At 69.4% G+C, this 25,983-nt stretch carries 26 protein-coding genes; all 26 read right to left on the bottom strand.

Annotation, left to right across the window (positions count from 1 at the left end):
• Nucleotides 1-11: 11 nt before the first annotated feature.
• The 26 genes from IT359_06345 to alr all read right to left on the bottom strand — a co-directional run bounded on the left by IT359_06345 (nt 12) and on the right by alr (nt 25,967).
• Nucleotides 12-323 carry an HPF/RaiA family ribosome-associated protein gene (locus tag IT359_06345; protein MCC6928598.1) on the bottom strand — a complete coding sequence of 104 codons (312 nt, stop codon included), beginning with the start codon at nt 321-323 and terminating at the stop codon, nt 12-14.
• 5 nt (nt 324-328) lie between these two features.
• Nucleotides 329-1,438, bottom strand: coding sequence for a glycosyltransferase family 4 protein (locus IT359_06340; protein MCC6928597.1), 1,110 nt, complete (start codon nt 1,436-1,438; stop codon nt 329-331).
• Nucleotides 1,439-1,888: a transcription antitermination factor NusB gene (gene nusB / locus IT359_06335; protein MCC6928596.1), complete on the bottom strand. Its 450-nt coding sequence runs from the start codon at nt 1,886-1,888 to the stop codon at nt 1,439-1,441.
• The gene (locus IT359_06330) at nt 1,869-2,348 is read right to left on the bottom strand and encodes a 6,7-dimethyl-8-ribityllumazine synthase (protein MCC6928595.1); all 480 of its coding nucleotides are present in this window, start codon (nt 2,346-2,348) and stop codon (nt 1,869-1,871) included. Before IT359_06330 ends, nusB begins: the two co-directional genes overlap by 20 nt.
• A 19-nt stretch (nt 2,349-2,367) precedes the next feature.
• The gene (locus IT359_06325; GenBank protein MCC6928594.1) at nt 2,368-3,576 is read right to left on the bottom strand and encodes a bifunctional 3,4-dihydroxy-2-butanone-4-phosphate synthase/GTP cyclohydrolase II; all 1,209 of its coding nucleotides are present in this window, start codon (nt 3,574-3,576) and stop codon (nt 2,368-2,370) included.
• An 89-nt stretch (nt 3,577-3,665) separates the two neighbouring features.
• Nucleotides 3,666-4,274, bottom strand: a complete 609-nt coding sequence (locus tag IT359_06320) for a riboflavin synthase (protein MCC6928593.1) — start codon at nt 4,272-4,274, stop codon at nt 3,666-3,668.
• Nucleotides 4,274-5,482: a bifunctional diaminohydroxyphosphoribosylaminopyrimidine deaminase/5-amino-6-(5-phosphoribosylamino)uracil reductase RibD gene (ribD, locus tag IT359_06315; protein ID MCC6928592.1), complete on the bottom strand. Its 1,209-nt coding sequence runs from the start codon at nt 5,480-5,482 to the stop codon at nt 4,274-4,276. The genes IT359_06320 and ribD overlap by 1 nt, the downstream gene beginning before the upstream one ends.
• A 2-nt stretch (nt 5,483-5,484) precedes the next feature.
• Nucleotides 5,485-6,513: a hypothetical protein gene (locus IT359_06310; protein ID MCC6928591.1), complete on the bottom strand. Its 1,029-nt coding sequence runs from the start codon at nt 6,511-6,513 to the stop codon at nt 5,485-5,487.
• Nucleotides 6,514-6,589: 76 nt separating this feature from the next.
• Nucleotides 6,590-7,639: a phosphoribosylformylglycinamidine cyclo-ligase gene (locus IT359_06305; protein ID MCC6928590.1), complete on the bottom strand. Its 1,050-nt coding sequence runs from the start codon at nt 7,637-7,639 to the stop codon at nt 6,590-6,592.
• Nucleotides 7,636-8,553, bottom strand: a complete 918-nt coding sequence (locus IT359_06300) for a sugar kinase (protein ID MCC6928589.1) — start codon at nt 8,551-8,553, stop codon at nt 7,636-7,638. Before IT359_06300 ends, IT359_06305 begins: the two co-directional genes overlap by 4 nt.
• Nucleotides 8,554-8,706: 153 nt before the next feature.
• Complete coding sequence (locus IT359_06295; GenBank protein MCC6928588.1) at nt 8,707-10,350, bottom strand: arginine--tRNA ligase; 1,644 nt, start codon at nt 10,348-10,350, stop codon at nt 8,707-8,709.
• Entirely contained in the window at nt 10,347-10,748 is a 402-nt protein-coding gene (locus IT359_06290; GenBank protein ID MCC6928587.1) for a hypothetical protein, read from the bottom strand. The genes IT359_06295 and IT359_06290 overlap by 4 nt, the downstream gene beginning before the upstream one ends.
• Nucleotides 10,749-10,825: 77 nt before the next feature.
• Complete coding sequence (locus IT359_06285; protein ID MCC6928586.1) at nt 10,826-12,463, bottom strand: methylmalonyl-CoA mutase; 1,638 nt, start codon at nt 12,461-12,463, stop codon at nt 10,826-10,828.
• 87 nt (nt 12,464-12,550) lie between these two features.
• Nucleotides 12,551-13,576 carry a class 1 fructose-bisphosphatase gene (gene fbp, locus IT359_06280; GenBank protein ID MCC6928585.1) on the bottom strand — a complete coding sequence of 342 codons (1,026 nt, stop codon included), beginning with the start codon at nt 13,574-13,576 and terminating at the stop codon, nt 12,551-12,553.
• A gap of 2 nt (nt 13,577-13,578) precedes the next feature.
• Complete coding sequence (locus IT359_06275) at nt 13,579-13,974, bottom strand: hypothetical protein (GenBank protein MCC6928584.1); 396 nt, start codon at nt 13,972-13,974, stop codon at nt 13,579-13,581.
• Between the two features lie 90 nt (nt 13,975-14,064).
• Entirely contained in the window at nt 14,065-16,314 is a 2,250-nt protein-coding gene (locus IT359_06270) for a DNA internalization-related competence protein ComEC/Rec2 (GenBank protein MCC6928583.1), read from the bottom strand.
• 22 nt (nt 16,315-16,336) lie between these two features.
• A complete protein-coding gene (locus IT359_06265; GenBank protein MCC6928582.1) occupies nt 16,337-16,633 on the bottom strand; it encodes a late competence development ComFB family protein in 297 nt (98 codons plus the stop codon).
• Nucleotides 16,634-16,795: 162 nt separating this feature from the next.
• Nucleotides 16,796-18,136, bottom strand: a complete 1,341-nt coding sequence (miaB, locus tag IT359_06260) for a tRNA (N6-isopentenyl adenosine(37)-C2)-methylthiotransferase MiaB (protein ID MCC6928581.1) — start codon at nt 18,134-18,136, stop codon at nt 16,796-16,798.
• A complete protein-coding gene (locus IT359_06255; GenBank protein ID MCC6928580.1) occupies nt 18,133-19,374 on the bottom strand; it encodes a MiaB/RimO family radical SAM methylthiotransferase in 1,242 nt (413 codons plus the stop codon). Before IT359_06255 ends, miaB begins: the two co-directional genes overlap by 4 nt.
• Nucleotides 19,371-20,564: a hybrid sensor histidine kinase/response regulator gene (locus tag IT359_06250; GenBank protein MCC6928579.1), complete on the bottom strand. Its 1,194-nt coding sequence runs from the start codon at nt 20,562-20,564 to the stop codon at nt 19,371-19,373. The genes IT359_06255 and IT359_06250 overlap by 4 nt, the downstream gene beginning before the upstream one ends.
• A gap of 6 nt (nt 20,565-20,570) precedes the next feature.
• Nucleotides 20,571-21,728: a hypothetical protein gene (locus tag IT359_06245; protein ID MCC6928578.1), complete on the bottom strand. Its 1,158-nt coding sequence runs from the start codon at nt 21,726-21,728 to the stop codon at nt 20,571-20,573.
• Complete coding sequence (locus IT359_06240) at nt 21,728-22,987, bottom strand: hypothetical protein (GenBank protein ID MCC6928577.1); 1,260 nt, start codon at nt 22,985-22,987, stop codon at nt 21,728-21,730. Before IT359_06240 ends, IT359_06245 begins: the two co-directional genes overlap by 1 nt.
• A 4-nt stretch (nt 22,988-22,991) precedes the next feature.
• Complete coding sequence (locus tag IT359_06235) at nt 22,992-23,279, bottom strand: EutN/CcmL family microcompartment protein (GenBank protein ID MCC6928576.1); 288 nt, start codon at nt 23,277-23,279, stop codon at nt 22,992-22,994.
• Nucleotides 23,276-23,689, bottom strand: coding sequence for a cytidine deaminase (cdd, locus tag IT359_06230; protein ID MCC6928575.1), 414 nt, complete (start codon nt 23,687-23,689; stop codon nt 23,276-23,278). The genes IT359_06235 and cdd overlap by 4 nt, the downstream gene beginning before the upstream one ends.
• Entirely contained in the window at nt 23,686-24,870 is a 1,185-nt protein-coding gene (locus tag IT359_06225) for a phosphopentomutase (protein MCC6928574.1), read from the bottom strand. Before IT359_06225 ends, cdd begins: the two co-directional genes overlap by 4 nt.
• Before the next feature lie 26 nt (nt 24,871-24,896).
• Nucleotides 24,897-25,967 (bottom strand): alanine racemase, encoded by a 1,071-nt coding sequence (gene alr, locus IT359_06220; protein ID MCC6928573.1) that lies wholly within the window; start codon nt 25,965-25,967, stop codon nt 24,897-24,899.
• Nucleotides 25,968-25,983: the final 16 nt, after the last annotated feature.

Below are 25,983 nucleotides of genomic sequence, written 5' to 3'. Positions count from 1 at the left end.
TCGTGGGGCGCTCAGGCGGTCACGAGGCGGCTGGCCTTTTCCTTCGGCTTCCGCTTCACGTGTCCCACCTGGGTCGACAGGTGGGCGAGCGCGATCTTCAGCGCCGGTCCGTAGTAGCGGGCCGAGCCCTCGGCCACCAGGTCGCGCTGTCCCGGCGCATTGAGCCGGATCTCGACGCGGCGCGTCGGGCCATCCTGGTGGAAGCGCACCGTGGCATCGACGGCGCGATCGAGGCGTTGCGACAACTTGGACAGGCCACGCGTGGCCCGCTCCTTCATGCGGTCGGAGATGACCGCGTTATGCGCGTGATAGACGACTTCCACGACGATTATCCTCCATTCGGCTGCAGTACACCGGCGAGGTGCGCCTCCGTCTCGTTCGCTGAGCGCTCCCACGTGAACTGTTCGGCGAAGCGGCGCCCCGCCGCTCCGAGCACCTCGACCAGGGCGGGCGACGCCACGATCCGCGCCATCGCCCCCTTCAACGCCTCGACGTCTCCATGCGGGACCAGGTAACCCGTCTCGCCGTCCCGGACCGACTCCCGGATCCCCGGCGAATTCGACGCGATCACCGGCGTCCCGCACGCGGCCGCCTCGAGGTTGGTGATCCCCCACCCCTCCTTCGGAGACGTGAACGCCAGCGCCCACGCGCGTCGCATGAGGGCCAGCTTCTCGTCCTCGCTTATGCGCCCAAGAAACCGCACGCGATCGCCAAGGTCAAGCGAATGCGCGAGCCGTTCCAACTCGCCGCGGGAATCCCCTCCCCCGGCAATCTCGAGCCGTGCGCGGGGATCCCCGAGTCGGGCGAATGCCTGAATGATGAGGTCGACTCGCTTATACCGCTTGAGCCGCCCCAGGTACACGAATAGGGGGCTCGGCGATCGCGTCCCTGCCGCCGGTGTGTAGGCCACCGAATCGATCCCGCAGTAGATCACGCGGATCAGGGCGCGCGGGATCCCGCGCTGCACCAGGTCGTCGGCGGTGCTCTCGCTGATCACCTGGAACGGGACGCCGCGATAGACGACGGGGATCGGGCGCTCGGCGAGCCAGACCATCGCCGCCAGTGGCGCTGGCACCTCCTGGAACGCCGTCCCCCCAAACAGGTGCGGGACCACGCCGACCACTGGCGTCGTTCCCCAGCGCGGGGTGAAGAGCGGGACCTTGTTGATGTCCTCGACGATCGCGTCGAACGCACCCGCGGCGAAGCGCTCGCGGTAGGCGCGCCGGGCCAGGAATGGAAAGGTGTAGCGCGTCCCGACGCGCACGACGCGCATCCCGTCGAGCTGTGCCTCCGGTGGGGAGCCGGGCCACCCGCCGCAGAGCAGCGTCACCTCATGCCCGCGTGCCGCCAGGCGCCCAAAGATCTCGTGCAGGTGGATCTCGGCGCCCCCGGCCTGCGGGTTCTCCCGATCCTGCCAGTTCACGAGCAGGAGGCGCAACTAGATCCTCCCGAGCTTTCGCGCCAGCGCGTCCAGGACGCCGTTCACGAAGCGCGCACTCTCGGCGCTCCCGAAGCGCTCCGTCAGCAGCACCGTCTCCTGGATGGTGACGCGCGGCGGCGTGGGCTCACGCTCGTCGCTCCCGCCGTACATCAGCTCCGCGGCCCCGAGGCGCAGCGCCGCGCGCTCGATGGCCCCCACGCGCTCGAGGCGCCAGTTGGTGGTGAGGTCGGCGAGCGTGGCATCGATGCGCGAACCATGCGCTTCGACCATGCGGATGAGCGGGGTGGCGAAGGCGCGCTCGCCGGCGCCAAGGGCCATGTCGTCCCACATGCGCTGCGTCACGCCGGCAATCGCGCCTTCGTGCGCCACGTCCCACGCGTAGAGCGCCTGCAGCGTCCGCGCGCGCGCGCGGCGCCGCAACCGTTGGTCAGCCTTCGTCAGCGGCATCGAGTCGCCCGAAGAGGTCCGCCATCTCCAGCGCCGCCATCGCCGCGTCCCATCCCTTGTTGCCGTGTGCCCCGCCAGCTCGCGCCTCGGCCTGCTCCATCGTGTCGCAGGTGAGTACGCCATTCGCGACGGGAACGTCCAGCTCCGCGCTGGCCTGCATCAGCCCGCGCGCGCTCTCGTTGGCCACGATGTCGAAGTGCGGCGTATCGCCGCGGATCACCGCGCCTAACGCCACGCAGGCGTCGTAGCGATCGCTGGCCAGGACGCGCCGCGCCGCGAACGGCAGCTCCCACGCCCCGGGGACCCAGAAGACATCGACGTCGTCGAAGGCAACCCCGTGCCGAGTGAGCGCGTCCAGCGCCCCCTCCACCAGCCGCTGCGTGATGGTCTCGTTGAAGCGCGAGACGACGACGGCGATTCGTCGATGCGCCCCCTCGCTCGCACCTGTGTATTCGGGCATGCCGCGGAACCGGTTGGGATCAGGTATTGAGGAGGTGGCCCATCTTGGTGCGCTTGGTCTCGAGGTACGAGGCGTTCTCCTCGTTGCTCGGCGCCGCGATGCGCACCCGGTCCACGAGCTCGAGGCCGTACCCCTTGAGCCCGACCAGCTTCATCGGGTTGTTGGTCATCACGCGAATCGACTTCACCCCGAGGTCGAGGAGGATCTGCGCCCCCACGCCGTAGTTCCGCAGGTCGGACTTGAAGCCGAGCTTCTCGTTGGCCTCGACCGTGTCGTGTCCCTGATCCTGCAGCTCGTAGGCGCGCAGCTTGTTGATGAGGCCGATGCCGCGCCCTTCCTGGTCGAGATAGACGATGACCCCCTTCCCCTCCTCGGCAATCATCTCCATCGCCTTGTGCAACTGCCAGCCGCAATCGCAGCGCCGCGAGTGGAAGACGTCGCCGGTAAGGCACTTGGAGTGCATGCGCACGAGGACGTTCTCGCCGTTCCCCACGTCGCCGTACACCAGCGCCACGTGCTCGCGATCGTCGACGTCGTTGCGATAGCCCACGATGCGCCACGCATCGCCACCAAGATCGTTAGGCAGCCGGGCGTCGGCGGCGCGATGCACCAGCCGCTCGTTCGTGAGGCGGTGCGCCACCAGGTCGGCAACGGTGATGAAGGTGAGGCCGTGCGCGCTGGAAAAGGCGTCGAGCTCGTCACGCTTCATCGTGAGCCCGTCCTCGTTGAGGATCTCGCAAATCACCCCGGCGGGCTGCATCCCGGCCAGGCGGCACAGGTCGACCGCCGCCTCGGTGTGCCCCACCCGCTGCAGCACCCCGCCATGCCGCGCCTTGAGCGGGTGCACGTGCCCGGGGGTTCGCACGTCGTCGGCCCCCTTGGTGGGATCGGCGGCGAGCCGAATGGTGATGGCGCGATCGGAGGCCGAGATCCCCGTGGAGACGCCGTACTTCGGCGCGCCGTCGATCGAGACCGTGAACGCGGTCTTCATCGACTCGGTGTTCTCGCGGGCCTGCATCGAGAGACCCAGTTGCGACACACGCTCGGCCGGGAGGGCAACGCAGATCATCCCCTTGGCCTTGAGCATGAAATTGACCATCTCGGGCGTGACCAGCTCCGCGGCGCAGACCAGGTCGCCCTCGTTCTCCCGATCCTCATCGTCCGCCACGACGACGAACTTGCCGTTGCGGAGATCCTCGATCGCCTGCTGTACAGTTCCGAATGCCATGGGTAAAACGTAACCCGTTGGTGGGCTTGCCCAAAGCTTGTGGTCGCCTCCGAGCGGGGTGCGCGCCGTGCCCCCCTCGCGCCTCCCCGCTACACGCCTCCCCCGCCCGAGACGTACGGGCGCACGAGTGTGCGCACGAACTTCCCGACCACATCGCCCTCGAGGTGGACACGATCGCCCACCGACAGCTCGCCCAGCGTGGTGTGCCGAAGGGTGTACTCGATGATCGACACCTGGAGAATCCCGGGGCGCGGGATCTCGTTCACCGTCAGGCTCACCCCGTCCACGCAGACCGAGCCATGCGGCACCAGGAGCTCCGCGATCTCCGCGGGGACTGCGATCTCGATCAGCCAGGCGTCGCCGCTCCGCACCGTCGCAACGACCTCTCCCACGCCGTCCACGTGCCCCTGCACGATGTGCCCTCCCAGCCTGTCACCGGCCCGCAGCGAGCGCTCGAGGTTGAGCCGGCGCCCCTCTCCCCACTCCCCGATCGTGGTGCGCCCCAGCGTCGTGGTCACGGCAGCTACGGTGAACCATCCCGGACCGCAGTCGCGCACCGTGAGGCAGGCGCCCGCGCACGCGATGCTCTCGCCCAGCGACAGGTCGTCGTGTCGACAGGCGATGCGGAACTCGCGCCCCGCCTCGTTTGTCTCCACGCCGACAATCGTGCCGACGTCTTCCACCAGGCCGGTGAACATCACGGCCCTCCGTTTGGGGCGTCGGGGGTGGGCGATGGGGCGCCGGCGGCGCCGTCCAGCGCGTAGATCGTCATGACGTCGTCGCCGAATGAAGTACGCTCGATTACCCGCAGCCGCGACGCTCCGTCGGCGCGCTGCGCGGGGGCGAGAACAAAGGCGTTGAGCGAGCCAGTGCCGAGGATTACCGGTGCCGTGAAGACCATGAGCCGATCGGCGAGGCGATCGAAGAGGAACGAGCCGGCGAGGCGCGCCCCTCCCTCGATCAGGATGGAGTGAACGCCGCGCGCACGCAGCGCACGCAGCGCCTCGCCCAGCGACGACGCCGGGACGACATCCACGCCCATCTCGTTGAGCGTCGCCTCGTAGGCCGGGTCGGGGTCGTGCGCCAGGACGACGACCGGGATGTCGCGCGCGGTGCGCGCCAGGACGCTGGTGACCGGGAGCCGCCCCGAACGAGAGAAGACGACGCGCACCGGCGGGATGCGCGGCGCGTTGGCGTCGCGCACGGTGAGCGAGGGATCGTCAGCGAGGACGGTCCCCATGCCGACGCCGACGGCGTCGTGTTGCGCGCGCCACCGATGCACCTCGGCGCGCGCCTCGGGGCCGGTGAGCCACCCGGTCTTGCGGGTGTGATCGGCGAGCGCACCGTCGATGGAGACGGCCAGCTTGAGCGTGACAAACGGGCGGTCGGAAGCGGTGGCGTGGAGGAAGGGGGCGATGAGTTCGCGCGCCTCGGCGGCACAGGTCCCGATGTCCACCGTGAGCCCCGCGGCGCGCAGCCGTTCCGCGCCGCCAGATGCAATGGGGTGCGGGTCGCGCACGGCGACGACCACGCGCGAGACGCCGGCGGCGATCAGCGCCTCGGTGCACGGCGGCGTCTTCCCGTGGTGGTTGCACGGTTCCAGCGTGACGTACACCGTGCTGCCGCGGGCCTGCGTCCCCGCCCTGCCTAACGCCACCACCTCGGCGTGGTCGCGCCCGAATGCCGCGTGGTGCCCTTCGCCGACAATCGCCCCGTCCTTCACGACCACCGCCCCCACCAGCGGATTGGGCGAGACCTGTCCCCATCCGCGCGCCGCGAGGAGCAGGGCGCGTCGCATGAAGCGCGTATCGTCGCGCGCCCCGTCGCGCGCCCCGTCGCGCGCCCCGTCGCGCGCCTCGTCGGCAAGGCCCGCCGCGGTGGCGGGGGGCGTCTTGCGCCGGGCCATCGCTACCAGCTCACGCGCAGCCCCAACGACGCGTAGCTGCGCGGATCGTCGGCGCGGTGAGCGTCGAAGGTATTGAACGTCGACAGCGTGCCGCCGCTGGCCCGCCCGATCTCCGCCACCAGGCGCGCCGAGGCGAGGTTGAGCGAGGCGTTGGCGAAGATGTTGGTGCGCGTGAGCGTCTGGCGCGCGTGCATCACCCCCGACGTCACCGCCGGCGACGTGCGGTTGACGGTCACTTGGGCATCGGCGCGCGTATCGTAGCTGTCCTGCCCCGCTCCGACGGCGAGACCGAAGACGGTGAGGTTCTTTCCCGCCACCACGCGCCAGGCGGTGGTCCGCACCTGCACGTCGTCGACGCGGATGTCATCTCCCGACACGCGCCCGCGTACGTTCACGGTCGGGAGTTCGCGCCGGATGACAGTCACCGAGATACCCGGGGTCACGAACGTCTCGGCCAGGAGGCCAAGTCGGCCGCCGAAACCGAACTTGAGCGACCCATCGGGAACATTCACGGAGAGCCCGGTGGCATCGACCGACGGGATGTAGGCGATGTTGACCAGGGCGTCCACGCCTAACGCGTAGCTCCCCGCGAACGGAAATCCGCGAAAGAGCCCCACTGCGGCGTCCACCACCGGTGCGGGGATGAACTCCGCTGTCGTGGTGTAGCTGCTGGACACCGCGCCAGTGAGCGACGGCGTGCGCTCGTCGACACGCGGGAGCCGTCCCTGCACCGCGTTGGCGCGAAGGCCGAGGGAGAAGTGGCCGAACCCGCGGAGCGCGGAGTGCTCCCCCAGCACGGCGTTCCCCCCGGAGAGCGCAGCGCCGAGTTGGGGGGCCATGAACTGGAACAGGTCGATCGCCTTCTGGCAGGCGTCCTGGGTCACGCGCTCGTTGAGCGTTGCCGTGCCGCACTGCGCATCGATGCTCCCGCCTTGTGCGCCGGCGGTACACGGCGCGGCAGCGAAGATCTCCACAGCCAGCGCCGCCGCGAACACGACGGCGCGCGCTGCCAGCCATTGCGGGCGGCGCACGATGCATGGTGCGAACTGGCGGGGAACTGCGCGACCTGACATCTCCAACCTCCAGCGAGGGACGCGAGCGGCGCCGCTACGGCGCCGCTGCGAGTTGCACCTGGCCGCTCCCCGGCGCCACGTGCCCGAGGTGCCAGGCCCGCACGCCGGCATCGGCCGCCGACTGGAGGACCGACGACGCGTCGGCGGGATCGGCAACGACCACCAGCCCCACCCCCATGTTGAAGGCGCGGAACATCTCGTCGCGCGCCACCCCTCCCGCCGCCTCGAGGACGCGGAAGACATTCGGGATTTCCCAGCTGCGCGTGTCGACAATGGCGTCGAGCGTGGCGGGGAGCGCCCGATTGAGGTTGCCGGGAAGCCCGCCCCCCGTGATGTGCGCCAGCGCACGAACGCGCCCCAGCACCGGGCGCACCGCCGACAGGTAGGAGCGATGCACGCGCAGCAGCACGTCGGCCACGGTCGCCCCCGCCTCGCCGGGAAACGGATCGTTCACCGTCAGCTGCATGCGTTCGCCCACGATGCGACGCGCCAGCGAGTAGCCGTTGGTGTGCAGCCCCGAGCTCTCGAAACCGATGAGGACGTCGCCCGCGCGCACGCGGTCGGCGCCTAACGTCTCCCCTTCCTGCACCGTGCCCACGATGAAGCCCGCCAGGTCGTAGTCGGGCGGCGTGTACAGCCCCGGCATCTCGGCCGTCTCGCCACCGATCAGGGCGCAGGCGTTCTCGCGGCAGCCGGCAGCCACCCCCGCCACCACCGCCTCGACCACCGACGGCTGCAACGCCCCGAAGGCGACGTAGTCGAGGAAGAAGAGCGGCGTCGCCCCCTGCGCCAGGATGTCGTTGACGCAGTGGTTCACGAGGCAGTGCCCAACCGTGTCGTGCCGGCCGGCCTCGATCGCGACCTTGATCTTGGTGCCCACGCCGTCGGCGCTGGCCACCAGGATCGGCGCGCCGCCAGTGGGGGCGCGGAACATCCCGCCAAAGGCGCCAAACGCCCCCAGGCACCCGGCCGTGCGCGTCGACTCGACCAGCTTGCCGATCCGCGTCTTCGCGTCGTCGGCCGCCTCGATGTCGACGCCGGCCGCCCGATAGCTCAGCCCCGCCTGCTGTCCCCCGTTGGTCACCTCGGCAACTCCTCCTGGAATGCCACGAGGCGGCGGAACTCATTGAGCCGCTCGTGGATCACCGCCTGGTCCAGTTCGAGCAGGCGCTCGATCGAGAACTTCTCGACCGCAAACGATCCCATCGCCGAGCCATACACCACGGCGCGCCGCATGTGCTCCTCGTCGAGCTTGCCGGTCCGCGCGAGGTATCCCATGAAACCGCCGGCGAACGAGTCGCCAGCCCCCGTGGGGTCGAAGACATCCTCCAGCGGGTACGCGGGCGCGAAGAAGACGGAGCGCTCGGTGAACATGAAGGCGCCGTGCTCCCCCTTCTTGATGATCACGACGCGCGGGCCACGCCCCAGGATCCACCGCGACGCCTTGACCAGGTTCGAGTGCTCGGTGAGCTGCCGCGCCTCGCTGTCGTTGAGCAGGAGCACGTCGACGTGCGTGAGCAGCTCCATCAGGTCGCTGCGCCGGCTCTCGATCCAGAAGTTCATCGTGTCGCACGCCACCAGCTCCGGCTTCTCCACCTGGCGCAGCACGTCCAGCTGCAATCGCGGGTCGATGTTGGCCAGGAAGACGTACGGCGCTCGGCGGAACTGATCGGGAATCTTGGGACGGAAGTGCGAAAAGACCCCCAGCCGTGTCTCCAGCGTCTCCGCCGAGTTGAGGTCGTGCCGGTAGCGCCCCCGCCAGCGAAACGACTCACCCTCCGCCTGCTCCACCCCCGACAGGTCCACCCCCCGCGCGCCTAACGGCGCCAGCTTCTCCACCGGATAGTCGCTCCCCACCACCCCAACCAGCTTGACGGTCGTCAGGTGACTGGCCGAAGCCGAGAAGAAGGTCCCCGAGCCACCGAGCACCTCATCGGCCTTGCCAAAGGGAGTTTCGACGGAGTCCAGCGCGACGGAGCCTACGACGAGAACGGACATACCGAGAGACGGGAGACGGGAGACGGGAGACGGGAGTTGAACCGACGCGAGTGCGAGTGAGCCCTGCAAAGTCCGGGGGGATGAGCGGCGTGAGTGGTCGACGAACCGCGCGCGTAGCGCGCACCCCCGTCTCCCGTCACCCGTTTGCCCTTCCTACATGCGTTCCGGCGCCGCGATCCCGAGAATCGCCAGGCCGTTGGCCAGCGTGACCTGCGCCGCCCTGGCCAGCGCCAGGCGGGCGGAACGAATCGGCTCGGGCTCACCCAGCACGTGATGCTTGTGGTACCATGTGTGCACCTGGCGGGCGGTGTCGAGGAGGTACGAAGCCACGAGGTGCGGGGCGAGGGTGCGCGCCGCGGCGGTGACCAACCCTGGAAAGCCCAACAACGACTTCACCAGCTCTCGCTCATCGTCCTCCACCAGCGCCCGCCAATCCACCCCCTCGCCGGTGAGCGTCGCGGCATCGATCTCGCCCACGCGGAAGATCCCGCAGACGCGCGCATGCGCCATCTGGATGTAGTACACCGGGTTCTCCTCGCTCTGCGCGCGCGCCACGTCGACGTCAAAGACGAGCTGCGAGTCCGACTTGCGCATGAGGAGGAAGTAGCGCACCGCGTCGCGCCCCACCTCGTCGATCAGGTCGCGCACGGTGACGTAGGCGCCGGCCCGCTTGGAGATCTTCACCTCCTCACCCCCCTTCATCACCGTCACCATCTGGTGCAGCTCGTACTCGGGGTACCCCTGCGGGATCCCCACGCCTAACGCCTGCAGCCCAGCGCGCACGCGCGTCACGGTGCTGTGATGGTCCGCCCCCTGCACGTCGATGGCGCGCGTGAAGCCGCGCCGCCACTTGGCCAGGTGATACGCCACGTCGGGGAGGAAGTACGTGTACGTCCCGTCCGACTTCCGCATCACGCGGTCCTTGTCGTCACCATACTCGGTCGTGCGCAGCCAGAGCGCGCCGTCCTTGTCGAACGTCTGCCCGGCCGCGCGCAGCATCTGCACCGTCTCGTCGACCTTCCCCTCGCTATAGAGCGACGACTCCAGGTAGTACACGTCGAACGTGACGCCAAATGCCTGCAGATCCTTGTCCTGCTCGCCGCGCAGGTAGGCCACGGCAAAGGCGCGGATCGCCTCGAGGTCGTGGCCGGCGGCGTCGGCGGCATGCTGCGCCACGTAGTCGCGCGCGATGTCGCGGATGTACTCGCCGTGGTAGCCCCCCTCGGGGATCTCCGCCACCCCGGTCGCCAGCTCGCGCACCCGCGCCTGCACCGAGCGCGCGAGGTTCGCGATCTGCACCCCGGCGTCGTTGTAGTAGAACTCGCGCGTGACCGTCCACCCGGTCCACTCCAACAGCGTGGAGATCGCGTCGCCTAACGCCGCCTGCCGCCCGTGCCCCACATGCAGCGGCCCGGTAGGGTTTGCGGAGACAAACTCGACGTTCACCACCCGCCCCGCCCCTTCGGCCGTCCGTCCGTAGGCGCGACCGGCCGCCAGCAGTTCCACGAGCCCCTTGGCCTCCGCCCCCGCCGCCAGGCGGAAGTTGATGAACCCTGCACCGGCGATGTAGGCCTCCGATACGCCCGCCTTTGCCACGTCCAGTCGCGCCACGAGATCGTGCGCAATGTCGAGCGGCTTGCGCTTGAGCGCTCGCGCCAGGCTCATCGCCGCGTTGCTCGCCCAGTCCCCGAACGAGGGGTCACGCGGGCGCTCGAGTTGCGGCTGGAAGTCGGCGGGAGCACCCAGGGCGACCGCCGCCTCGCGCAGCGCGTCGCGCAGGATCGTTTCCGGCGTCATTCGCCGCCGCTCGACTTGCCGGACGACCCGGATCCCGACGACGATGAAGAGGAGGACGACGACGATGACGATCCTCCACCGCCCGACGCGCTACTCCCACCCGACTTCGAATCCCCGGACTTCGACTCGCCGGACTTCGCGTCCCCGGACTTCGACTCGCCCGACTTGGCGTCGCCACCCGACGACGCGGCATTCGCGCGCTGGTCCTTCTTCCCGTCCTTGCCGTAGTCGGTGATGTAGAAGCCGGAACCCTTGAATATCAGCCCAGCGCCACCGGAGATGAGGCGCACGGCCATCCCCGAGCCGTCGGGGGCGGGAATCTGGTCGGGCACTTCCGAGATCTTGAAGGACCGTTCGATGATCGTCCCGTCGGGGCAGCGAAACTCGTAAGTCGGCATGCGTCGTTGGAGGAATGCAAGCGTTACAGCGTCAATAACTTAGCCGCGCGAAGGTCGCGGCTCAACCGCCCGCCGCATCACGCCGGCCGGAACTGCCCCCAGCTTCGCTCCAGCGTATCGCTGATTTCCCCAACCGAGCCACGCGCGCGAACGGCGTCGATGATGAGCGGCATCAGCGTCGGCAGCACGCCCGCCCCCTCAGGGCCCCAGCCGCCGGACGCTCCGTCCGACCGGTCCGCGTAGGGGGCGGCCGCCGCCGACAACGCCGCGAGCGAGGCGTCGACTCGTTCCCGGTCGCGCGTTGCCTTCACCGCGCGCAGCCGCTGCACCTGCTCGAGCTCGAGCCGTGAAAAGTCGGGCGACGCTATGATGGGAGGGTCGCGCCCGTCGTCGAACCGATTCACCCCCACCACCACCGTCTCTCCCGACTCCACGCGCAGTTGGTGCGCGTACGCGCTGCGGGCGATCTCGTCCTGGAAGAAGCCGGCGGCAATGGCGCGCTCGGCGCCTCCCATCTCGTCCACCTTGGCCAGGAGTTCGAGCGTCTGCCGCTCGAGTTCGTCGGTCAGCGCCTCCACGTAGTACGACCCCGCCAGCGGATCGACCGTCGACGCCACCCCCGACTCGTAGGCCACCACCTGCTGCGTGCGCAGCGCGAGTGTCGCCGCCTCGGCCGTGGGGAGGGCGAGCGCCTCGTCGTAGCCGTTGGTGTGCAGCGACTGCGTCCCGCCTAACGTGGCGGCCAGCGTCTGCACTGCCACCCGCACCACGTTGTTGAGCGGCTGCTGCGCCGTGAGCGTCACGCCCCCCGTCTGCGTGTGGAATCGCAGGCGGCACGACGCATCGCTGGCGCCGAAGCGCTCGCGCATCAGGCGCGCGTAGATGCGGCGCGCGGCGCGGAACTTGGCCACCTCCTCGAACAGGTCGTTGTGCGCCGCGAAGAAGAAGGAGAGGCGCGGTGCGAAGCGATCCACCGGTAACCCCGCCGCGATGGCCTGGCGCACGTACTCGAGCGTGTTGGCAAAGGTGAACGCCAGCTCCTGCACCGCCGTCGCCCCCGCCTCGCGAATGTGGTAGCCCGAGATCGAGATGGGGTTCCAGTTGGGCACCTCGGCCGCACAGAAGCGGAAGATGTCGGCGATGAGTCGAAGCGAGGGGCCGGGCGGGTAGATGTAGGTCCCGCGCGCGATGTACTCCTTGAGTAGGTCGTTCTGGATCGTCCCGCTCACCTGCGCGCGCGCGATGCCGCGTTCTTCCGCCACCACGATGTACATCGCCAGCAGGGTGGCGGCGGTGGCATTGATCGTCATCGACGTCGACACCTTGTCGAGCGGGAGGTCGAGCAGCAGCGCGTGCATGTCCTCGACGGTGTCGATCGCCACGCCAACGCGCCCCACTTCGCCCAGCGCGCGCGGAGCATCGCTATCGATCCCCATCTGCGTGGGAAGGTCGAAGGCGACGGAGAGTCCGGTCTGCCCGGCGGCGAGGAGGTGACGGAAGCGCGTGTTGGTTTCTGCCGCCGTCCCGAAGCCCGCGTACTGCCGCATGGTCCACAGGCGCCCGCGGTACATGGTGGGCTGGACGCCACGCGTGAACGGGAAGGTGCCGGGGTCGCCTAACGACTGCGAATAGTCGCCCGCTGCATCGGCGGGGCGGTACACGGCGTGCACGTCGATGCCTGACGGCGACCGGCGGGACTCGGAGGGATTGGACATGCGCGAAAGGTACATCCCCCGCCCCGAACGTCGAACGGGACGACCGCGTGCGGCCATCCCGTTCGGCGCTGCCCTGGGGGGAGCGAACTATCCGACTGCTGCCAACTGGCGCGACAGGAGGTCGCGGGCGGTGTTGATCTCGTCGCGGCTCCCGATGTAGAGGGGAACACGCTGGTGCAACTCGAGCGGCTGCACATCCAGGATGTCCTGCACGCCGTCGATGGCGGCGCCACCCGCTTCCTTGGCGATGAACGCCAGCGGATTGGCCTCATACAGCAGGCGCAACTTGCCGCGCGGCGACTGCGAGTTGGCGGGATACACGAAGACGCCGCCGCCAAGCAGGTTGCGATGAAAGTCGGCCACGAGCGACCCGACGTAACGGACGCTCATCGCCTTCTGCTCCCCATCGAGCCCGCGATAGCGCCGCATGAGCGCCTTCACGTTGTCGTCCCAGTACTTCTCGTACGAATCGTTGACGGAGAGGTAGCGCCCGCGCTGCGGGATCTTGATGTCGACGTGCGACAGGAGGAACTCGCCGATGGACGGGTCGAGCGTGAAGCCGTGCACCCCCTGGCCGGTGGTGTACACGAGCATCGTGCTGGAGCCGTAGATGATGTAGCCGGCGGCCACCTGGCGACGCCCGGGCTGCAGCATGTCCTCCATTTCGCCGTGCGGGCCGCGGGTGATCTTCCGCATCACGGAGAAGATCGTCCCGACGGGGACGTTCACGTCGATGTTCGACGAGCCGTCGAGCGGATCGAAGAGCAGGACGTAGTTCCCGCACTTGAACTGCTCGGGGATGTGGATGATGTCGGGCTCTTCTTCCGACGCCATCGCGCAGAGCCGCCCGGTGTGGTCCATCGCCTTGATGATCGTCTCGTTGGCGAAGACGTCGAGCTTCTGCTGGATCTCGCCCTGCACGTTCTCGGATTCCATCGAGCCGAGGATGTCGACCAACCCGGCGCGTCGCACCTTGCTGGCGATCATCTTCGCGGCGAGCGCGATGTCGTAGAGGATGGCCGAGAGCGAGCCCGTGGCCTCGGGAAACAGCCGCTCCTGCTCGATGATGAACCGCTCGATCGTGACGACGGAGGTGGCAGTATGCTTGACCACGTCTACGCGCCCTCGCTGGATGGGAGACCGGAGTTGGGACGCACGCGTTCCATCGCGAACTGGCGCGCGTCCACTTCGAACCGATTGTGGTGGTAGCCGCGCCGCAGCGACTCCCACACGTATCGAAGCGGGAAGGCCTGGACGGACTCAAACTGATGAACGTGCCGAAGCTCGTGCAAGAGTAATTCCGCCGACGCCCGGGCATTCGTGCCGAGCCAGACGGTGCGCCCGAAAGTGATCCCGGCGACCGTCGACCGCCCCAGGCTCCATCCACCCACGCGTGGCAGCACCCCTCCGCGGCGCAGTCGCACACGGCCCAACTCGGGAAACGCGGAGAGCAACTCCGGCGAAATCGCTTCGCGCTCTCCTGCAATCGTTTTCAGCAGCCATCCCACCATCGCGACTCCCAAAAAGTTCCACCGTTGTTCGCCTTCGCGACGATTCCGGGGAGAAATCGGCGGCGCGGCGCCCTCGGCGCTGCCTCGCCCCTACCTCCCTGCAGGAGGCCCCGCGGAAGCGTCACGCCATCGCGATGCCCCCGAGCGCACCTCGAGATCGCTGCCATCGGTCGATACGACTATCGTCCCATCGTCGTCGGTGCGCAACAGGTGAACACCGCGCTCGTCGAGCGACTGCAACACGTGATCGGCGGGGTGGCCGTACCGATTTCCCGCCCCGACCGACACGAGCGCCACGCGCGGATGCACCGCATCGAGAAAGGCCGGCGTCGAACTCGTGTTGCTCCCGTGATGCCCCACCTTGAGCACGTCGCTCCGCAACGCCTCGCCGTAGCGCGCGAGCAGCCACGCCTCCTCCCCCGCCTCGGCGTCGCCGGTGAGCAGGAATCGGCGCGCCCCGAGCTCGACTTGCAGCACCACGCTTGCCTCGTTGGGATCGCCGCCTGACGAGCCGCCGCGTGCGGCGTCGAGCGTCGCGATCCACGCCGCCTCGGGGGCGAGGACTCGCACCACCACACCGTCGAAGACGATCGAGTCGCCAGCCGCAACGCGCCGCCACGCTCGTGCACGCCGGCGCGCCTCACGCAGCAAGTCACGATACGACGGGTTTGCCGAGACATAGGCACCGTCCCAGACCGTGTCTGCCCCGGAACGCGACAGGACGCTCGCCGCACCACCAATGTGGTCCAGGTGAGGGTGCGTCATGGTCAGGTACACCACGTCGCCGCCCATGCGCCGCAGGTACGGCCAGACGATGGTTGCTCCCGCATCCCCGCCCCGCCATCCACCGCCCGCATCCACCACGAGCCATCGCCCGCGCGGCGTGCGCAGCGCCAGCGCGTCCCCCTGCCCCACGTCGATCATGTGCAGCTCCAGGCGCCCGGGCCCGGGCCGGAGCATGGGCCACCACGTCGCCAGTGCCACCGCGCCTAACGAGAGACACGCCGGCCGGCGCCACCAGTGCCCCACGAGGGCGACCATGCCAGCGACCGCGGCAACGCCAAGGAAGCACGCCGTCATCACGTCCGGCTCGGCGCGAACAGCCGCCCACGGGAGCGCCGCCCCCGCACGCGCCACGAGGTCGATAAGCCAGAGCGCACTTCGCGCCGCCTCCGCCAGCGGGCGAGCCAGCGCCTGCAACGGCAGCGCCACCAGCGAGGCAAAGAGGAGTGGCTGCGCAACGCCGAACAGCGGCGCCGCCACGACGTTCGTCAGCACCGCCGCAAGGCTCACTCGGCCAAAGACCCACGCCACCAGCGGCGCCGTCGTTGCCGACGCCACGGTGGTTGCCACCATCGACGCCACCACCGTTCGGCGCCAGCCGCGGAGGTCACGCGTTGCGCGCCGCACCGCCCGCGCACTGGCCAGGAGCCCCGCCATTCCCACCACGCTCAACTGCCACCCCAGGTCGAGCACCACGTGCGGCTCCAGGAGGGGAAAGGCGCACGACGCCGCCCAGATCCCCCACGGCGCCGTGGGGCGCTGGCGCAGTCGCGCAACCACCGACAGCCCCAGCATGGCCGCGGAACGCACCGCCGGCGGCGGCACGCCAATGAAGCCCACGAATGCCAGCGTCGTTCCTAACGACACGAGGTCGGCCGCCAGGCTCCCGGCGCGCGCCGCGATGGCCAGCGTCCGCACCGCGGCGGCGATGATCCCCACATGCAGCCCCGACACCGACAGCATGTGGATGATCCCCGCCTCGGCAAAGCGATCGCGAAGTTCGCGGTCGAGGTCATCGGCGTCGGCGAGGAGGAGGGCGCGCGCGAGCGGCGCGTCACGGCCATAGAGCCGGTCGATGCGTGAGGCCGTCCACGCACGCCAGCGCGCCAGCGCCCCGGGCGGACGCAGGAGCTGGACGTTGCCGTCGACGACGTCGAGCACGTCGCCGCGCTGCGCGAACGTCCCATCGACGTCGATCGCGCTGCCAGCCGCCGCACCACCGCGGCGCACCCGTACGCGGACACGCACTGCGCATCCGTCCCGCTGCACGATGCCGCGCCCCGCGCGCCCGGGGGCCAGGTCGCTGCGCAGCAGGATTGTCGCGCGCCCGTGCTGGCGCACGTCACGCGCGCACGCGGCGTCGGCGCGGCGCGACTGCGCCCCAACCGCCACGCCCCCCACGAGTGCGAGCGCGGCGACCGCATGCACCCAGGCGCGGCGCGCGAGCGCCGCCAAGCCCGCACACGCCCCCACCACAGCTCCCGCCACGACGACGCCGCCGAATCCCAGGAGGAGACCGGCGGCGTAACTGATGAACGACCAGGTGACGAGGGGCATCTCCCCTCCCGCAGCACACGATTCAGCCCGGCGCGCACTCCTCCGCCCCCTTGAGGCGCGAATGGCGCGGGCGCGCGGTCACCTTCCGCATGGCGTCGAGCACCAGCACCGCCAGTTCGGCCCGTGCCTGTCCGTGCGAGAGCGCCACGCGCGTGACCGCTGATCCAATCAGCGACCCGCTGATGTACCTGGGACGAGCTTGGTTGAGTGTGTGCGTGATGACGTCATCACGGCATTGCGCACAGGACCGAAAGTGCGCATGACGCCGAGCCAGCTGCTCGAAGACTTCCCCCACCACTTCTTCGAGTGCGTTGTGCATCCTGGATCCGGAGGGCAAAGGGCCCGGCGCCGAGGCGGACGCCGCCGTCACTAGGACGACCGGCGAGGCTGCGCGATTCACGCACTGTCCGACGACGTGACGCGAGTCACACGAAGCGAAGCGCACGCGAGAGCGCAACCCCGGCGCGCGCCACCGCCGTTGCTACGACGCAATCGGGAGCGGCGAGCGCTCCTTCACCACGGTTCCCGTGAAGGTCGATCCCGTGGTACCGGTCAGCTCCACGAGTTGGTAGCTCCCCACGAGCGACTCGTCTCCCGGCATGAGCACCGTCTTGTAGTCGCGCGAACGAGCCTGCATCAACTCGCCGCGCTTGGCCGGCTTCTCGACGAGCACCTCTCGGCGCTCGCCCAACAGGCGGAGGTTCTTGTCCCGCGCGCCGGCGCGCACCGCCTCGATGAGCCGCCCCAGGCGCTCCGCCGACACCTCATCCGCAACGGTCCACTCCGCGGGCATCCGCGTGGCGGGTGTCCCCTCGCGCGCCGAGAACTTGAAGGTGAACGCGTCGTCGAAGCCGACGGCGCGCACCGCCGACATCGTCTCCTCGAACTCCTCCTCCGTCTCGCCGGGAAAGCCGACGATGATGTCGGTGGTGAGGCTGATGCCGGGCACCGCGGCGCGCAGGCGCTCCACGCACCGCAGGTACTCCTCGCGCGAGTAGCGGCGCAGCATGCGCTTGAGCATGCTGGTCGATCCCGACTGCATCGGCAGGTGCACGTGCTCGCACACCGCCTCGACCTCGGCCATCGCGGCGATTACCGCGTCGCTGAAGTCGTTGGGGTGCGGCGAGGTGAAGCGCAGGCGCCGCACGCCCGGCACTGCCCCAACTGCACGCAGCAGGGCGGCAAAATCGTGGTCGCCATCGTGGTAGGAGTTCACCGTCTGGCCCAGCAGCGTGATCTCGCTGATCCCCTCCGCAACCACCTGCGCCGCCTCCCGCACCACGTCGTCCAGGCGGCGGCTTCGTTCTGCACCACGCGTGTAGGGTACGATGCAGTACGTGCAGCGGTAGTCGCAGCCGCGCTGCACGGGGATCCAAGCCTTCACCTTGTCGAAGCGCTGCGGGGCAAAGTCCTCGTAGTGCTCCTCCAGGTCGAACGTGACCTGCACGGCGCGCTCGCCCAGGCGTGCCTTCTCCACCAGCTCGGGGAGCGCGCGATAGCCGTCAGGGCCAATCACGAGCGAGACGTGCCTTGCCTTGGTGAGCAACTCGGGGCCCAGGCGCTGCGCCATGCACCCGGCCACACCGACCACCGTCCCGGGCTTCATGGCGCGCTTGAGTTCCCCGAGTCGCCCGATCACCCGCTGCTCGGCGTGATCGCGGATGGCGCACGTGTTGAGCAGGATGACGTCGGCCAGGTGCGGGGTGTCGACCGCCACATAGCCGGCGGTGGCGAGCTTCCCGAGCATCAACTCGGAATCGCTCACGTTCATCTGGCAACCGTACGTCTCGATGTAGACCGTGGCGCGCGAGTCGACCGTCATGCGGCGGACACCTGAACGAGGGGATGGGCGACGAGCCCCGACGCATCGCCGTCCAGGCGCGCGGGGATGCGCGTGCCACGCGGTGGCGGTGGGTCGACGATCGAGACCGAAAGGTAATCCTCGGTCATCCCTTCCCGAATGTCGTTGCGCACCACCACGAGGTCGGCCACCGCCCCGACGCGTCGGGCGCGATAGGCCCGCCCCTTGGCGTCGCCCAGCGCCCGCAGTTCGCGCGCGCGCCGCTGCACCACATCGGCCGCCAGTGGCCCATCGAGCTTCTCGGCCGCCGTCCCCGGGCGCATGGAGAATGGAAAGACGTGCAGGTAGGTGAACGGGAGCGAGGCCAGGAGCGCCACCGTCGCGGCGTGGTCGTCGTCGGTCTCGCCGGGGAAGCCGGCGATGACATCGGCGCCGAGTCCAAACACCGGCAGCGTGGCGGCCAGCGCCTCGATCGACTCGGCGTAGCGGCGCGCGGTGTACCAGTGTCGCCCCATGCGCCTCAGCACGCGGTCGCTCCCCGACTGCAGCGGCGCGTGCAGGTGGGGGACGAGCCGGCGCGGGGCCTGGAACAGCTCGGCCAGTTGCCCGTCGACCTCCGTTGCCTCGACCGACGACAGACGAAAGCGCACGGTGGGGACGTCGCGCACCAGCCGGGCGACGAGCCGCCCCAGCGACGAGCCGATGTCGTGGCCGTAGCTTCCGATGTGGATGCCGGTGAGGACGATTTCCGGGTGGCGCTCCGCGAGCTGCAACGCTTCCTCGACGAGCGCGTCGGCCGGGCGGGAGCGGTTGGCCCCGCGCGCCTGCGTCGTCGCGCAGAAGGTGCAATGTTCGTCACACCCGTCCTGGATGCGCAGGAGGGCGCGCGTGCCGTGCTGCGCCACCGCCGCGCCTAACGAGTCCGGCGAAAGCTGGAGCGCCGCGGCGATGGCCTCGAAGTCGGCGCCCGCCACCACGTGCTGGACCGTTGGCAGCACGCGCAACCCGCCGGTGTCGCGTGCCGTGGCGCACCCCATCACGAGCGTGCGCAGCTCCGGGCGCTGTCGTGCGGCACGGCGAATCCCCTTGCGCAGCTCGACCTCGGCCTCGGTGGTCACGGCGCACGAATTGAAGATCGCAACGTCCGCGTCATCGGGCGATGCGACAACTTCTCCGCCGCTTCGCTCCACCATCGCTCGCACCGTTTCCGAATCGTACTGGTTCGCGCGACAGCCAAAGGTGCGCAGGAAGACCCTCATCGCGTGCTGTCGGCCGGTGGACCACTGCCGATCGCCGCGGGCTTCACGTCGAGCGGGAGGATGAAGTGGAACGCGCTCCCGCGCCCCTCCGCGCTCTGCACCCAGATGCGCCCGCCGTGCGCCTCCACCACGAGCCGGCAGAAGGTGAGCCCGAGGCCCGACGTGCGCACGCGCGGCGCGTGGGCGGCTCGCACCTGCTCGAACTTCTGGAAGATCACGTGGTGATACTCGGGGGGAATGCCGGGACCGGTGTCGATGACCGTGAACCGGATCCCGAACGGATCGGGACGCGCGACCAGCGTGAGCTCGATCGGCACGCCGGAGTGCACCAGCGCGTTCTGGATGAGGTTCCCGAAGACGCGCTTGAGCATCCCGCGGTCGCCCCGGAACGACGGCGCGCCGGCCGCCACGTCGGCCGCCGCGACCGTATGCTCCTGCTGGAAGCGGAGCGCCCAGTCGCGCAGCATCTCCTCGAGCAGCTCTCCCGGCTCGATCGACTCCACGTGCAGGGCGATCGACGTCTCCTCGATGCGGCGCACCTCGAGCAGGTCATCGATGAGCGTGAGGAGTTCCTCCGCCTTGCCGTGCGTGTCGTGCACGGCCCCACGCTGCCGATCGGAGAGCGGCCCCAGGTCGCCATCGCCCAGCAGTTCGAGCGTCGCCAGGATGGAGGTGAGCGGCGTCTTGAGGTCGTGCACGATCATCTTCATGAGGTCGTCGCGCACCCGCTCGAGTTCACGCAGGCGGCGGAACGATTCCTCCAGCGCGTCGGTGGCCGCCTTGAGCTTGAGGAGCGAGCGCACCCGCGCGCCGAGGAGGAGCCGGTTGTGCGGCTTGGCGAGGAAGTCGTCGCCCCCGGCCTCGACCGCGCGCAGGCGATCGTCGGTGTCGTTGAGCGCCGTGATGAAGATGACCGGCGTGCTGGCGGTGCGCGGGTCGCGCTTGAGGCGGCGACAGACCTCGAACCCCGTCGCGCCGTCCTCGACGTTCAGTTCGCCGGCCGGCATGTGCACATCGAGGATCACGAGGTGCGGGCGCTGGAGCAGCGTCTGTTCCAGCACCGACGGACCGTCGTGCGCGACGACGGTCCGGAAGCCTAACGAATGCAGTTGCTCGCGCAGCAGCTCGCAGTTGGCGTCCGAGTCATCGGCCACGAGGATGAGCGGAGCATCGAGCGCCGGGGCGGTCATCTCGCCTCATGGACGCACGGAGAGCCCAAAGCTCAGCAGCCACGCCCGCTCGGACGTGCCGCCCGCGGCCGCGTCGCGCGCCGCCCGCTGCACCGCCATCTCGAGCATCGCCCGCGGCCCGCTGATGGGGACCGAGACGCCGCCCGAGATGATCTTCTCCGACACCAGCGACCCCGCCGCCGCAAACGGCAGGTCGCGGCGCCGGTAGCCGACGCTGTACGTCCACGGCACGTTGCGCGTGCGTTGTCCCGTGAACTGCGCCCCGCCGCCATACTCCCACGCGTCGATCCCGCTGGCCGTCGTCGAGCCCAGGCCGCTGAGCTTCGACCACTCGTTATGGTCGGCGCTCCCCATCAGCGAGAGCCCGGGAATCACGTCGAGGCGCATCGCCACGCCGTAGCGCGTGGGGACGCTCGCCTCGGTGCGCAGCGTGTCGACGACGCGCAGGCGCATCGTTCCGCCGTGGCGATACGAGCCGGCGAGCGACAGCCACTTGACGGGGGTGAGAATGGCGCCGGCCGAGGCCCCGGTCCCCGTGTACGAGAGCGTGAGGTCCCGCGAGAGCGACCCGTAGCGCACGCTGTCGTCGAACTGGCGAAGGAGCTTCACGCGATTCTCGCCCGAGAACAGGTGCAGGCCGGCCCCGAGCACGAGCTTGGGATGCAGCGTGTACGAGACCGCGAGTCGGTTCTCGCCGATGCCGCCGCTCGAGGAGAACGACTCGAGATACGACACCGAGTCGTCGCCCAGGCGCTGCCCCGAGCGCACCGTCGTGGCCCACGAACGATCGAGAAAGGCGTGGTTCGAGACGCCGATCGTCCAGCGCTGCCCCACCGTGAACCCGGCCGCCAGCACGCCAAAGCGCGACGTCGTCGTCCGGTCAGATGCATTCGCGGTGTTGATGGTGCGCATCTCGGGGTCGAACTCGAAGTAGAGCCCCGAGCGTGCCCACCCCACCGTTGCAGCTGGATTGCGTGCCGACAGGTGGTCGAACTCGCCCAGCGCCCCGCCCGTCGCCGCCGCCCGCGTGCTCAGCCCACCCAGCGGGTAGCCAAAGCCCTGGGTGCTGATCGTCCCCTGCGCACCAAGCGGTGCCGCCATGGCCAGCACCGACGCCACGGCGACTCCGACGCGCCACATCGAGGCAACAAGACACACGCGCATCACGGGATCCCGAAGCTGGTGCGCAACGCGTAGCTCACGCGCAGCCGCGGCCGAAGCGCCGCCGGCGCCTCCCGCGAAGCGAAGTGCAACTCGAAAGGGCTCCTCGCCTCGCGCGTGGAGCGCAGCACGAGGGCATTCTGCAGCTTGATGCTCGACGACTGCGCCGCCGCCCACGCCCGCACCGCCGTCGCCACCTCGAACACGCGGAGCCCGCTGTCGCCCGGCGCCACGCGCAACGTGTCGAACGAGAAGCCGGACGTGAGCAGCGCCGAGCGCGTGACGTCCGTGAGGTCCGCCGCCGCCGTCGAGTACTCGGGGACGACGTCGACCGTGTCCTTCGCCGCCACCGCCCGGTTGGGGAGCTGCGACATGAGGAGCGACGCCCGCAGCACGGTGGCCGAGTCGAGGATGCGCGACGGGACATCGAAGCGCAGCAGGATGCGACGGTTCGGGATCCCGCCAACGCTCAGGCGCGCATCGGTCGGTATCGCCGGTGCCTTGAAGACGAGCGTGTAGTCGGAGAAATCGGCGGCGACATTCGCATCCGCCGCCGGCGTTCCCGACGTCGGCGTGATCGAGAGCGACTTGATGGACGTGTCTTCCGGCGCCGGACGGAAGTGCAGCTGCGGCGTCGCCCCGCCGTCCAGCGAACCGAGTACGACCTCACCGCCAGCTGCAGTCGTCATCTTCACCCCGAGGCGCAGGCGCGCCTTGGCCGTCAGCTTGCGCAGCACGACGACGTTGTCGATCGGGATGCGGATGGAGTCCTTCACCGCCGCCGAGTCGAGCGTGACGCCGCCAATCTTGCGATCGCCGCGGAATAGCGATCGCACGACCGACGAGACGGTATCGGCGTCGGCGGTGTCGACGTCGAAGAGGTCGAAGCGGACGCTCCCCTTCACCTTCGTCACGGTATCGATCACCGTGAAGGTCACCACCGCACTGTCGAGTCGATTGATCGTCGAGTCGCCCGAGTTCTTGGTGAACGTGGACGGCAGCGTGTCGAAGCGAACGACCGCGCGCACGTCGAGCGTGTCGCCGCGATCGGCGAGGAAGAGCGCATCCTCGGTCCCGAAGCCGGGAATCCCGCCCACGGTGGAGTCGAGCGCGACGGCCTCGAACGTGGTGTCGAAGACACTCACGTTCTGCCCCGGGCAGAGGATCGGGCATGCGGCGCCGGTTTCCAGGTCCTCATTGCACGCCGCCACGCCCCCCCCTAACGCGACGAAGAGGGCAAGGGCGCGAAGGCGCCGGTTCACGCGGCTATGCCAGTCGAGTAACGCTTCCATCTATGTCGAAACTGTCCACTATGGCCATGATCACGGCGTCCACCGGGCGATCCTTCGTGACCGCCGTCAGGCGCGCCGAGCTTCCGGTCGCGTACAACACGACTTCTCCCACACCCGCGCCAACGCTGTCGATGGCCACCACATAGCCGCCTTCGCGCTCCAGCGAGGGCGCAAGGTTCTCGACAATGAGCAGCTTCAGCGATTCGAGCGACGGATCCTTCCGCGTCGACACCACGCTCCCGATCACCTTGCCGAGCTTCATGCGTGGGCGAGTGAGTCGGGAGTGAACGGCGACGGGAGCAGGTCCCGCAGGCTCCAGGAGGCCGTGGCGCCGTTGCCGGTGACGCTCACGATCGACAGCGCGGGGGCAAACTCCACCAGCACCTGCCGACACATCCCACAGGGCGGCGTCGGTTCATCGGCCTCAGTGGCAACGACGATCGTCGAGAAGCTCCGCGCTCCCCCCGCAATCGCGGCGGCCACCGCGCCACGCTCGGCGCAGATGCCGGCCGGATAGGAGGAGTTCTCCACGTTGCAGCCGGCGAAGATCCGCCCATCCTCGGCCTGCAGCGCTGCCCCGACGCGAAAGCCCGAGTACGGCGCATACGCACAGCGCATGGCCTCGCGCGCCACCGCCACGAGCCCAGCGTCCACGGCATTCGTCGCGCTCACGCGACGATCTCCGGCAGGAACGACGTTCCGCTTCCCCGGAAGGAGATGCCGAACCACTCCGCCACCGTCGCCCCCAGGTCAGCGAACGACGCGCGCTCGCCCACATGGACCGGCCTCACCGCGTCCCCGGCCACGAGCACCGGCACGCGCTCGCGCGCGTGATCGGTCGACCAGGTCGTGGGGTCGTTCCCGTGATCGGCAGTGATGAACAGCAGGTCGTCCTCGCGAAGGGCAGTCCGCAGCGATGGCAGGGCACGATCGAACTGCCGCAGAGCCCCGTAGAACCCCGCGACATCGTTTCTGTGCCCGAAGAGCTGGTCAAAATCTACTAGGTTGGCGAAGAGGAACCCACTCTCCGCGTTCTGCAACCAGTCGTGGATCAACGCGATTCCGGCGGCGTTGTCCACCGTGTGCCGCGACGAGATGGCGCGCCCCGCAAACAGGTCATCGACCTTCCCCACCCCATCCCGGCCGATCCCCGCCGCCGCCAGGGCGTCGAGCAACGTCTCGCCCACGGGTTCCAGCGAGAAATCGCGCCGGTTGGCAGTGCGCCGGTACGCCCCCGATTCTCCCTCGAACGGGCGCGCAATCACGCGCGACACATCGTTCGGCGACACGAGGAGTCGCCGCGCCACCTGACACGCGCGATACAACTCGTCCAGCGGCACCACCCCTTCGTGCGCGGCCACCTGGAAGACGGAGTCTGCCGAGGTGTACACGATGAGCCCCCCGCTCCGCACCTGCTCGTCCCCATATCGCTCGATGATCGCCGTCCCGCTCCCCACGACGTTGGCAATGACGGGGCGCCCCGTTAGGCGCTCGAAGGGTGCGATCACCTCGGCGGGGAAACCGTGCGGATAGGTCGGGAACGGCGTCGGGAGCGAAAGGCCACACAGCTCCCAGTGCCCCGTGGTGCTGTCCTTCCCGGCCGAGGCAGGCTGCATGGTCCCGTGCGCCGCCGTGGCGATCGCGTCGGGGCGCATTCCCGCCAGCTGCTCCAGCCCCCCGAGCCCCATCGCCTCGAGATTGGGGAGGTCGAAGCCCCCTACCTCGCGCGCCGTATTCGCGAGCGTGTTGCTCCCTTCATCACCATAGTCGGCCGCGTCGTGCGCTGCGCCAATCCCGACGCCATCGAGGACGATGACCGCACACCGCCGAGCTCTGCGCGCCTGGGCGGGCATGCGTTCCGCGTCGACGCCGGGCGCACTCATTCCTCGCCCCCCGAATATCGGCGGGGGACGCGGAGCTTGAGTCCGACCAGGATCTCGTAAGGCGAGAGTTGCGCCAGGCGCGCCAGGGAGTTCACGTCGACCAGTTCGTCACCGTCGCGCCCCATGAGCGTTGCCACGTCACCGACATGACAGGCGACGCCCGTCACGTCCAGCATCGTCATGTCCATCGTCACCATCCCCGCCACGGGAACGCGCACCCCCCGCACCAGCGCGACGCCGCGGTTGCCGCAGGAGCGCCGGTATCCGTCGGCATAGCCGCAGGCGACGGTTGCAATGCGTCGCTGGCCGTGGGCGCGATAGGTGGCACCATAGCTCACGCTGTCGCCATCCTCCAGCAGCCGCAACTCGACGATGCGTGCACGGAGCGACGCAACTGGTTGGGGCACAACGCCGGACCCTTCGTCACCTCCCACGCCGTAGAGAAAGACCCCGGGTCTCGCGAACGACCATGGCGAAGGGGACTGGCGTTCGAGCCCGGGGCTGTTCTCGGCGTGCAGGATCGGGATTGGCGTCGCCAGCGTTTCGAGCGCCGCGCGAAACCGTTCCTGCTGCACCGCCATCGAGCCGTCGTTCCGCTCGGCAGAGTGGAAGTGCGTGAAGGCGCCGGCGGGCGGGTGCGCCGCCACCAGATCGGCGATCGTCCCCACCTCACGCCAGGCTATTCCCGCGCGGCTCATCCCGGTGTCGATTGCGAGATGCCAGGGGCCGCCGCCGCTCTCGATCCATGCAGATATCGCTACCGGATCCCCAAAGGTCGGGGTAAGGCCAAGACGGCGGACCTCGGCGAACTCCGATGCCAGAAGCGGAGTGAAGACGAGGATGGGGCGGCGAATCCCGGCGGCGCGCAGCACCTCTCCCTCGCTGACCGCGGCGATGCCGAACCCCCACAGGTCGAGGGGTTCGAGGGCCCGCGCCACCGCGACGGCCCCGAGGCCGTAGGCGTCGGCCTTGACCATCGGAAGGAGCGGCCGCCCGGCGCGCTCGGCCATCGTGCGGGCATTGTGTCGTAACGCGCCGAGGTCGATATCGACCCAGGCGCGTCGCATGTCGGCGTCCATTGAC

The organism is Gemmatimonadaceae bacterium, from assembly GCA_020852815.1.
GTDB lineage: Bacteria > Gemmatimonadota > Gemmatimonadetes > Gemmatimonadales > Gemmatimonadaceae > SCN-70-22.
This window is presented reverse-complemented; position numbering and strand designations above follow the sequence as displayed.

What these genes read in the sequence shown, in the direction of transcription:
- IT359_06285 (MCC6928586.1), bottom strand. Translation starts at nt 12,463, where the DNA reads ATGTCCAATCCCTCCGAGTCCCGCCGGTCGCCGTCAGGCATCGACGTG.
- nusB (MCC6928596.1), bottom strand. Translation starts at nt 1,888, where the DNA reads ATGCCGCTGACGAAGGCTGACCAACGGTTGCGGCGCCGCGCGCGCGCG.
- IT359_06235 (MCC6928576.1), bottom strand. Translation starts at nt 23,279, where the DNA reads ATGAAGCTCGGCAAGGTGATCGGGAGCGTGGTGTCGACGCGGAAGGAT.
- IT359_06295 (MCC6928588.1), bottom strand. Translation starts at nt 10,350, where the DNA reads ATGACGCCGGAAACGATCCTGCGCGACGCGCTGCGCGAGGCGGCGGTC.
- IT359_06325 (MCC6928594.1), bottom strand. Translation starts at nt 3,576, where the DNA reads ATGGCATTCGGAACTGTACAGCAGGCGATCGAGGATCTCCGCAACGGC.
- IT359_06330 (MCC6928595.1), bottom strand. Translation starts at nt 2,348, where the DNA reads ATGCCCGAATACACAGGTGCGAGCGAGGGGGCGCATCGACGAATCGCC.
- miaB (MCC6928581.1), bottom strand. Translation starts at nt 18,136, where the DNA reads ATGACGGTCGACTCGCGCGCCACGGTCTACATCGAGACGTACGGTTGC.
- IT359_06255 (MCC6928580.1), bottom strand. Translation starts at nt 19,374, where the DNA reads ATGAGGGTCTTCCTGCGCACCTTTGGCTGTCGCGCGAACCAGTACGAT.
- IT359_06250 (MCC6928579.1), bottom strand. Translation starts at nt 20,564, where the DNA reads ATGACCGCCCCGGCGCTCGATGCTCCGCTCATCCTCGTGGCCGATGAC.
- IT359_06270 (MCC6928583.1), bottom strand. Translation starts at nt 16,314, where the DNA reads ATGCCCCTCGTCACCTGGTCGTTCATCAGTTACGCCGCCGGTCTCCTC.
- IT359_06245 (MCC6928578.1), bottom strand. Translation starts at nt 21,728, where the DNA reads ATGCGCGTGTGTCTTGTTGCCTCGATGTGGCGCGTCGGAGTCGCCGTG.
- ribD (MCC6928592.1), bottom strand. Translation starts at nt 5,482, where the DNA reads ATGGCCCGGCGCAAGACGCCCCCCGCCACCGCGGCGGGCCTTGCCGAC.
- IT359_06275 (MCC6928584.1), bottom strand. Translation starts at nt 13,974, where the DNA reads ATGGTGGGATGGCTGCTGAAAACGATTGCAGGAGAGCGCGAAGCGATT.
- alr (MCC6928573.1), bottom strand. Translation starts at nt 25,967, where the DNA reads ATGCGACGCGCCTGGGTCGATATCGACCTCGGCGCGTTACGACACAAT.
- IT359_06300 (MCC6928589.1), bottom strand. Translation starts at nt 8,553, where the DNA reads ATGTCCGTTCTCGTCGTAGGCTCCGTCGCGCTGGACTCCGTCGAAACT.
- IT359_06320 (MCC6928593.1), bottom strand. Translation starts at nt 4,274, where the DNA reads ATGTTCACCGGCCTGGTGGAAGACGTCGGCACGATTGTCGGCGTGGAG.
- IT359_06225 (MCC6928574.1), bottom strand. Translation starts at nt 24,870, where the DNA reads ATGCCCGCCCAGGCGCGCAGAGCTCGGCGGTGTGCGGTCATCGTCCTC.
- IT359_06265 (MCC6928582.1), bottom strand. Translation starts at nt 16,633, where the DNA reads ATGCACAACGCACTCGAAGAAGTGGTGGGGGAAGTCTTCGAGCAGCTG.
- IT359_06290 (MCC6928587.1), bottom strand. Translation starts at nt 10,748, where the DNA reads ATGCCGACTTACGAGTTTCGCTGCCCCGACGGGACGATCATCGAACGG.